General features: G+C 70.0%; 1 protein-coding gene. It reads right to left on the bottom strand.

Going from position 1 to position 1,087, the window contains the following annotated elements; translation table 11 throughout:
- Positions 1-1,021 (bottom strand): ISAs1 family transposase (locus tag HLB15_RS23685; protein WP_171109228.1); only part of this gene is annotated, 1,021 nt, incomplete at its 3' end.
- Between the last annotated feature and the right edge of the window lie 66 nt (positions 1,022-1,087).

Here is a 1,087-nt window from a genome sequence, read left to right on the forward strand (position 1 = left end):
CGGTGTTCCGCAGGGCGGCCATGTTCTGTGGTGCGTGGCCGGTATGGATCTGGCAGCGGTCTTCGTCGAACGTCACGTCGCGCACCCAGTGGAGCCGGTTCTCGATCGACCAATGCGTGTGTGCCCAGGTCGCCAGGGTCTCGGAACTCGCCGTGCGGGCGTCGGCGGAGGTGACGAGGTAGACGACCTCGACGGTCTTCTTGCCCTTGCGGGTGACTGTGCGGCGCAGCTGGGCAACCTGGGCGGCGCCGGTGAACTCGATCCACGCGGGCGCGTCCAGGACCTTGATCGTGCGCGTCGCTCGCCGCCCGTGGCCGGTCTCGGTGGTCGTGGTCGCAGGGATCTGGGCCCAGGGCAGCGCCTTGAGCATGCGGAACAGCAGCCGAGAGTTGCCCTTGACGGTCAAGACGTAGTGCGCGCCCGCGGCCAGGATCTGGGAGGCGGTGGCGTTGTTCGTGTGCAGGGCGTCCAGAGTCAGGACGGCGCCGGTCAGGTCGAGTAGACCGATCAGAACCCGGGCGGCAGTGATCTCCGAGCCCTTGGTATCCACAGCGGTCTGCGCGGCAACGGTCCCGGTGGCATGGTCGAGGGCCGCGACGAGGAACGCGCGGGCGGCGCCCTTCTTCCGCGCGCCACGCAGCGACTTCCCGTCGATCGCGTAGACGCGCCGCCCGCCCGAGCATCGGGCACGGGTGAGTGACCAGACACCGAAGGCCTCCTGAAGGGCTGCCGGGTCCAGCCGGGTCAGGACCCGGCGGAACGTGGCCTCGTCCGCGGCCCGCCGCATCATTCCCAGCCGCCGTAGCCGGGTCCTGCCTGCGTCGCGGGCCCATTCAGCGATCGCGGTGAAGCTCCTCGCGCCGGTCAGGACCGCGCACAGCGCCACGGCCACCAGCGCCCGAACTGGGTGCCGACGTCCGCGCCGGGCGCGTGGGTCGGGCAGGCCGGCCAGAAGCTCGACCAGAAGGATGTCGGATGAGACGGGCTTGGACACCATGGCGGTGGCGCGAGACGATGACATGAGCGCGGGTGTGTTCCTGCAGGTAGGCAGCGGCTGGCGTAGGAACCTCCGATCCAACCTGTCTCG

Origin of the sequence: Promicromonospora citrea, from assembly GCF_013004695.1 — a bacterium.
Taxonomy (GTDB): Bacteria; Actinomycetota; Actinomycetes; order Actinomycetales; family Cellulomonadaceae; genus Promicromonospora; species Promicromonospora citrea.